8 protein-coding genes are annotated in these 6,349 nt (G+C 57.3%); 5 read left to right on the top strand and 3 right to left on the bottom strand.

Annotation, left to right across the window (positions count from 1 at the left end; genetic code table 11):
• Positions 1 to 270: 270 nt before the first annotated feature.
• The 5 genes from PLU72_14480 to PLU72_14460 all read left to right on the top strand — a co-directional run bounded on the left by PLU72_14480 (position 271) and on the right by PLU72_14460 (position 4,099).
• A complete protein-coding gene (locus PLU72_14480; protein ID HOT29385.1) occupies positions 271 to 996 on the top strand; it encodes a tetratricopeptide repeat protein in 726 nt (241 codons plus the stop codon).
• A 198-nt stretch (positions 997 to 1,194) separates the two neighbouring features.
• Positions 1,195 to 1,641, top strand: a complete 447-nt coding sequence (locus PLU72_14475; GenBank protein ID HOT29384.1) for a metalloregulator ArsR/SmtB family transcription factor — start codon at positions 1,195 to 1,197, stop codon at positions 1,639 to 1,641.
• Positions 1,642 to 1,657: 16 nt separating this feature from the next.
• Positions 1,658 to 1,891 (top strand): thioredoxin family protein, encoded by a 234-nt coding sequence (locus PLU72_14470; GenBank protein ID HOT29383.1) that lies wholly within the window; start codon positions 1,658 to 1,660, stop codon positions 1,889 to 1,891.
• Positions 1,892 to 1,903: 12 nt separating this feature from the next.
• Complete coding sequence (locus PLU72_14465; GenBank protein HOT29382.1) at positions 1,904 to 2,587, top strand: cytochrome c biogenesis protein CcdA; 684 nt, start codon at positions 1,904 to 1,906, stop codon at positions 2,585 to 2,587.
• Between the two features lie 42 nt (positions 2,588 to 2,629).
• Entirely contained in the window at positions 2,630 to 4,099 is a 1,470-nt protein-coding gene (locus PLU72_14460) for a permease (GenBank protein ID HOT29381.1), read from the top strand.
• A gap of 240 nt (positions 4,100 to 4,339) precedes the next feature.
• Here the strand turns inward: PLU72_14460 and arsB are convergent, their stop codons facing one another.
• From arsB to PLU72_14445, 3 genes are read right to left on the bottom strand one after another with little or no spacing between them, the layout of a single operon-like run.
• Positions 4,340 to 5,404, bottom strand: a complete 1,065-nt coding sequence (arsB, locus tag PLU72_14455; GenBank protein ID HOT29380.1) for an ACR3 family arsenite efflux transporter — start codon at positions 5,402 to 5,404, stop codon at positions 4,340 to 4,342.
• Positions 5,397 to 5,843, bottom strand: a complete 447-nt coding sequence (locus tag PLU72_14450; GenBank protein HOT29379.1) for an arsenate reductase ArsC — start codon at positions 5,841 to 5,843, stop codon at positions 5,397 to 5,399. Before PLU72_14450 ends, arsB begins: the two co-directional genes overlap by 8 nt.
• Positions 5,844 to 6,317, bottom strand: coding sequence for a hypothetical protein (locus PLU72_14445; GenBank protein HOT29378.1), 474 nt, complete (start codon positions 6,315 to 6,317; stop codon positions 5,844 to 5,846).
• Between the last annotated feature and the right edge of the window lie 32 nt (positions 6,318 to 6,349).

Below are 6,349 nucleotides of genomic sequence, written 5' to 3'. Positions count from 1 at the left end.
ATCGATCCGGTGTCAAGCGCAAACTCGCTCTAGAACGCATAGTGAGAATTGCTGCTCCGGAATTGTAAAAAACTCCGAAATCGCACCGATGTGAAACCGCATGCAACGAGGATAAGCCCGTGTTTTATAATAAATATATAAATATAAATACGACGCCGCAGGAACGAGCGCGACAACTCCGGAGACCTGCTGGAAAAAGTTTGCTGGTGATGGCACAATGGAATATGTGATGTTCGCCGGGGAAACGTTGAGACTGGTCAGGAGAATGCGATGCGAACGGGTTTGTTTCGGGGCGTGATGATGCTCTTTCTGTGTTCGTCGGTGATGCTGTCGGTTGACTCCGCCCGTGCGCAGGGGAGGGGAGACGCCAGAGATTCGGGAAAAGACCAGCAGCGGGCGCTGGAGGTTTCCCAGAAACATCTGCAGAAGGCCAGGGCCCTGAAAGAGAAGGGGAAGGACGAGGCGGCGATCGCCGAATATCGGAAGTCGGTGGAGGCCTGTTCCGCAACCGTGGTGGCGTATCTCGAACTCGGGGAACTGTATGCCCGGACAGGCGCCCACGCGAAAGCCGTCGAGATGCTTGACATCGGGATTTCGATGGCGCTCCTCCAGGAGATCGTCGATCCCGATATCGGCCGTTCCTGCTGCATTCTGGCGAAGAGTCACCAAGCGCTCGGACGGAGCGATCTCGCTTCCGGCGCGCTCGTCAAGGCGATGAAGTATCTCACCGACGACCCACTGCCCTACGTCGTGCTCGGCGACATCCAGACCGAACGCGGAAAATTTGACGAGGCGTTCGGCGCCTACCGGCGGGCCCTCGCGATGGACACTGGGAATGCCGACGTCTGGTGGGCTTTTGGAACATCCGCTCTCAGGGCGAAACGCCCGGCCGTCGCTCGTGAGGCTCACCAGGGCTTGCTGCAGACGGACCCTGAGCGGGCGTCGCGATTTGCGGAACGAATGATGGCGGAAACCCCGGAGGGATCCGGTCGCTAATCGGGGTGAATCCCGACGATACCCACTGCTACGAACGCAAGGGCGGCGGTGATGCCGAAGCTCAGCAGCGGCAGTTGCGCCATGGCGCTTCCCCGCAAAAGGGTGTCGGCAGGGACGTTATTGAGTCCTGCATATCAAAAACCAGCTTCGTGTCTCCGTTCGTGCTGAGCTTGTCGAAGCACGAACAGCCACTTGCAGATGATTCCTCATTTCGCCCTTCGACAGGCTCAGGGCGAACGGGTGGCTTTCATTCTGCAGGAATCAATAGAACTTCGCATCACATGCGCGGGTGCGCGAATGTTCTTGACACTATATTCCAATATGGGTATATTGGAATACATGGATGAAGACCTGAAGAAATTTGACAGACGTGCTGATATCGCGGGTGCGCTGGCGCATCCCCTGAGACTGCGGGTGCTCGACTATCTCAAAGAGCATGGTCCGACCTGTGTGTGCGAGCTGGTCGACCTGTTCGGCTGCAAACAGCCCATCATGAGCAAGCATCTCACCGTGATGAAAAACGTCGGCCTGGTCAGCCTCAGAAAAGAAGGGCTGAAAGTCTTTTATACGCTGAAAACGCCTTGCATCCTTGATTTCTTCGATTGCGCCGACAAGGCGTTCGAAAATCATAAAAAATCGTTATGAAAGAAAGAGGGATCGTATGAAGATTCAGATTTTGGGAATGGGATGTGCAAAGTGCCACAAGCTTACGGCGATCGCCATGCAGGCTGCAGATGAACTGAACCTGACATACGAAATTGTCAAGGTGACAGAACCCAACGACATTGTGAATTTCGGAGTCATGATGACGCCGGCCATGGCTGTGGACGGGGCGGTCAAAGTCGCCGGGAAAATTCCGACGGTCGAAGAAATGAAAAAGCTGCTGCAGAAGTAAGGAGGCAAGACGATGGATTTTGGCGCTATTGAATCACAACTTGCTGATGTCATTGCCAGTTCGAGCTGGCTTGCCCCGGCGGCGGCGTTCGGCGGCGGGGTGCTGACGGCCCTCAACCCCTGCGTTCTGGCCACGGTTCCCTTGATCATCGGGGTCGTGGGCGGATATGCCGAAGGCGAGAACGCCTGGAAGCGGGCGAGCATGTTCAGTTTCTTTTTCGTGTTCGGTTTCGCTCTCGAATTGGCCGTGCTCTTCTCCGTTTCGGCGGCGATCGCACCCTATCTCAGCGGTCCCCAGTGGAAATACGTGATCGCCGTCATCTGCTTTTTCCTGGGGGCGCATCTCCTGTTCGACTTTCATCTCCCCGGCGTGGGAAACCTGCCGGTCGGCCGGTGGGGTGGAATTGTAGGTGTGACTATATTGGGCTTCCTCTTCGGCCTCGTGTCGATGCCGTGCTCAGGGCCGGTACTCATGCTGCTGGCAAGCCTCGTGCCCGAGATCGGGGTTCCGAAAGCCGGAACACTTCTGTTCCTCTACGGCCTCGGTCACTCCGTGCTGATCCTGATTGCGGGCATCTCGGTCGGTACCGTCCAGACGCTGGCCGACTCGCATCACATGAATCGGGCCGTAAGGGGCATCAAAAAGATCGCCGGTGTATTGATCATCGGGGTCGGTGTGTATTTTTTGCGTTCTTGAAACCGTGCGTGCAGAAACAATCCTTGAATCGAGGAATGAGTCATGAACTGGAAAGATGAATGGAAAACGCTTCTGGCAATGGTTGCCGTGTTTCTGGGCTGTTATTTTCTGCCTGTCGGCACCCCGCGTTTCGACAACGCGATCATGGAAGCATTATATCTGGTGAAATGGTATGCCCGCGAGCATGTCCTGCTGTGCCTGGTTCCGGCGTTCTTCATCGCCGGGGCGATCACCATCTTCATCAGCCAGGACTCCGTCATGAAATATCTGGGGCCGAACGCAAATAAGATCCTGGCATACGGCGTGGCGTCGGTATCGGGTTCCATTCTGGCTGTGTGCTCCTGCACGGTTCTGCCGCTGTTCAACGGCATCTACAAGATGGGCGCGGGGCTTGGCCCGGCGTGCGCGTTCCTGTATTCCGGCCCTGGAATCAACATCCTGGCAATCGTCATGAGCGCCCGCATTCTCGGCCTGGACATCGGGATCGCCCGCGCGATCGGGGCGATCGCGTTCAGCGTGATCATCGGTCTGCTGATGCATCTCATCTTCCGGGAAGAAGAAGATGCGAAGGCGCTTGCCGCCGCACAGATGCCCGAGCCCGAAAACGTTCGCCCCCTGTGGCACAACATCGTCTTTTTCGGCGCCATGATCGGCGTCCTGGTCTTCGCCAACTGGGGCAAGCCGCAAAGCGTCGAATTGACGCTTCGCGACGGGGCGGTCATCAGCGGCGACGTCCAGGAAGAGATCGAGGGGTTCGCCGACATCAAGGTGAAGATCGCTTCCGCCCAGGGGCGCGACTGGGCGCCCGCCACGATTCAAACCGTTCCTCTGGCCGACGTCACCGGCCGCACGATCCCGGACAGCCCGTGGAAAAGCATCTGGAGCAACAAATGGGCGGTCACGGCCGCGTTTGCCATCGCCCTGCTCGTCATTCTCGGGACGATCCTGAAGATGGCCTGGTGGCGCGTCGGCGTCACCGCCGGGGCGGGCGTGATTGCCTATCTGGCCGCTCCTGCGAATCCCCTGGTGCCGTTTGTGGCCGTGACGGTCGCATTGAGTGCCGTGACCTCCACATCTGAAGACGAGTCGAAGGACTGGTTCGGAGCCAGCTGGGAAAATGCCAGGATGATTCTCCCGCTGCTCCTCGGCGGCGTGGTCGTCGCCGGTCTGCTGCTCGGGCGAGTCGGTCACGAAGGCTTGATTCCCAGCGAATGGGTCAAATCGATGGTCGGCGGCAATTCCCTCTTTGCAAACCTCTTCGCATCCGTGTTCGGCGCGTTCATGTATTTCGCCACCCTTACCGAAGTGCCCATCGTGCAGGGCCTGATCGGCAGCGGCATGGGAAAGGGCCCCGCACTTGCCCTGCTGCTCGCCGGGCCTGCGCTTTCCCTGCCCAATATGCTGGTCATCAATCAGATCATGGGCCCGAAAAAAACCGTGGTCTTCGTCAGCCTCGTCATCATCATGGCCACCATCGTGGGAATGACGTTCGGTGCTTTCTTCGGTTCATGAATCCTGCGGAATGAAAACCAGCCGTTCGCCCTGAGGCTGCCGAAGGACGAGAGCACTCGCGCTTCGACAGCCTCCGTACGAACGGTATCGAGCAGGCACGTGATTGTCGTGTTTCGTGTGAGCCCGAGAAAAAGACATCACCGGGAACCTGTGGTTGCCACCGTCGATTCCAGGTGATGTTATACCGTCAACTATTCTTCCGTTGGCCCATGCCTGTGGTTTTCGGCATGCCAGCCAGGGTCAATCGCTGCATGCCTTTTGGATGAAAAACCTCTTCCGGAAGAACAGGGCGACATTCACGAGGCCGATCAGGACCGGCACCTCGACGAGAGGCCCGATGACGGCCGCAAAGGCGGCGCCGTGCTTGATGCCGAAGACGGCAACCGCGACGGCGATGGCCAGCTCGAAGTTGTTGCTCGCCGCCGTGAAGGAAAGGGTCGAGGTTTTCTTGTAGCCGGCGCCCAGCTTCGTGCCCATGAAGAAACTGACGAGGAACATCACGACGAAGTAGATCAACAGCGGAACGGCGATGCGCAACACGTCCGTCGGGATGCTGACGATGAGCTGCCCCTTGAGGCTGAACATCACGACGATCGTGAAGAGAAGGGCGATCAGCGTGATCGGGCTGATGCGGGGAATGAACTCGGCGTGATACCACTCCTTGCTTTTGGCCTTGATGAGCAGGAACCGCGTCATCACGCCGGCGATGAACGGGATGCCCAGGTAAATGAAGACGCTTTCGGCGATCTGGCCGATGCTGATGTCGACAGCAACGCCGTGCAGCCCGAAATAGGGCGGCAGGATCGTGATGAAAAACCAGGCATACACGCTGAAAAACAGCACCTGGAAGATGCTGTTGAACGCCACCAGGCCGGCGCAGTATTCGGTATCGCCTTCCGCGAGATCGTTCCAGACGATGACCATGGCGATGCATCGCGCCAGGCCGATCATGATGAGGCCGACCATGTATTGGGAATTGTCGCGAAGGAATGTGATCGCCAGCAGGAACATCAGGACCGGCCCGATGATCCAGTTCTGGACCAGGGACAGAACCAGCACCTTCCAGTCTTTGAATGCGTCGCCCAGTTCTTCGTATTTCACTTTCGCGAGGGGCGGATACATCATCAGGATGAGGCCTATAGCAATTGGTATGTTCGTCGTGCCGACGGAAAACGTCACATTGAACGCCTCGGTGGCGGCCGGCGCGACATAGCCGATCCCCACGCCGATGCCCATGGCGAGAAAGATCCAGAGCGTCAGATACCGGTCAAGAAAGGACAACTTCTGGGAAATACCGTCACTCATGTGTGGCCTCCTGGAGGTGAAGAAATTGCGGCAGCTGGGTAACGAATGCGCCTATTTCATCGCGCACTCGCCGGTAATGAGACAAAGCCTCTTCGGGGGTTTTTGCCGCCAGGGCGAGTCGCGGCGGGTCATCGAAGCCATGATGAAGCCTTCGCGTCCGGCCGGGAAAGACCGGACAAGTCTCGTCGGCATGGCTGCAGACGGTGATGACGAAATCATAGGTGAGACAGGGCAGAGTATCGAGCGTTTTCGACTGGTGCCTGGAAATGTCGACTCCCTTCTCGGCCATGACCTTCACGGCATCTTCGTCCAGCCCATTCGCCGTGACACCGGCCGATTGAACGTCGAAAAGGTCGGGCCAGAGGGGCCGGGTCCAGCCTTCGGCCATCTGGCTCCGGCATGAATTTCCCGTGCAAAGATAGAGTATGCGATATTTCATCTAATCGAGCAGATTGCGGGCTTCCAGATACTCCATCCCTTCGGGAGTGATGGAAAACTCGTCCGGGAGGGCCGCCTGGAACATGTGCCTGACATGCACGGATTTATGAATGAGACCCAGGAGAAAAAGATCGGAAAGATGTGCGGTCGTCGAATCCATGCTCTGCTTGATGGCGCTGGAAATTTTTTTCCTCGTGATCAGCGGATTGCGGGCAATGAGCTGCAGAATGTGTTCCTGCGTTTTTTCGAGCCTGCACAAACGCTGTCGATCGTTGGTGCCTTCGGTTTTCAGTTTCCGAATCTCAGCCTGGAGCCGCTTGTTCTCCGCTTCGAGAGCCTTACCTTTCTTCATGAGCGACTCGGTCTTCGATTCCAGGGCTTTGACGTTCGCCAGCGCTTTTTCGGCTTCGGCGATCCGCTTCTTCACGTCCGGGGTCAGCGGTGTTCCTTTGAGCATGCCAAGTAACGTTCCCATGAAATGATCCTTTCATTTTCAAGTATCGTCGT

This window comes from Candidatus Ozemobacteraceae bacterium (genome assembly GCA_035373905.1).
Lineage (GTDB): Bacteria > Muiribacteriota > Ozemobacteria > Ozemobacterales > Ozemobacteraceae > MWAR01.
This window is presented reverse-complemented; position numbering and strand designations above follow the sequence as displayed.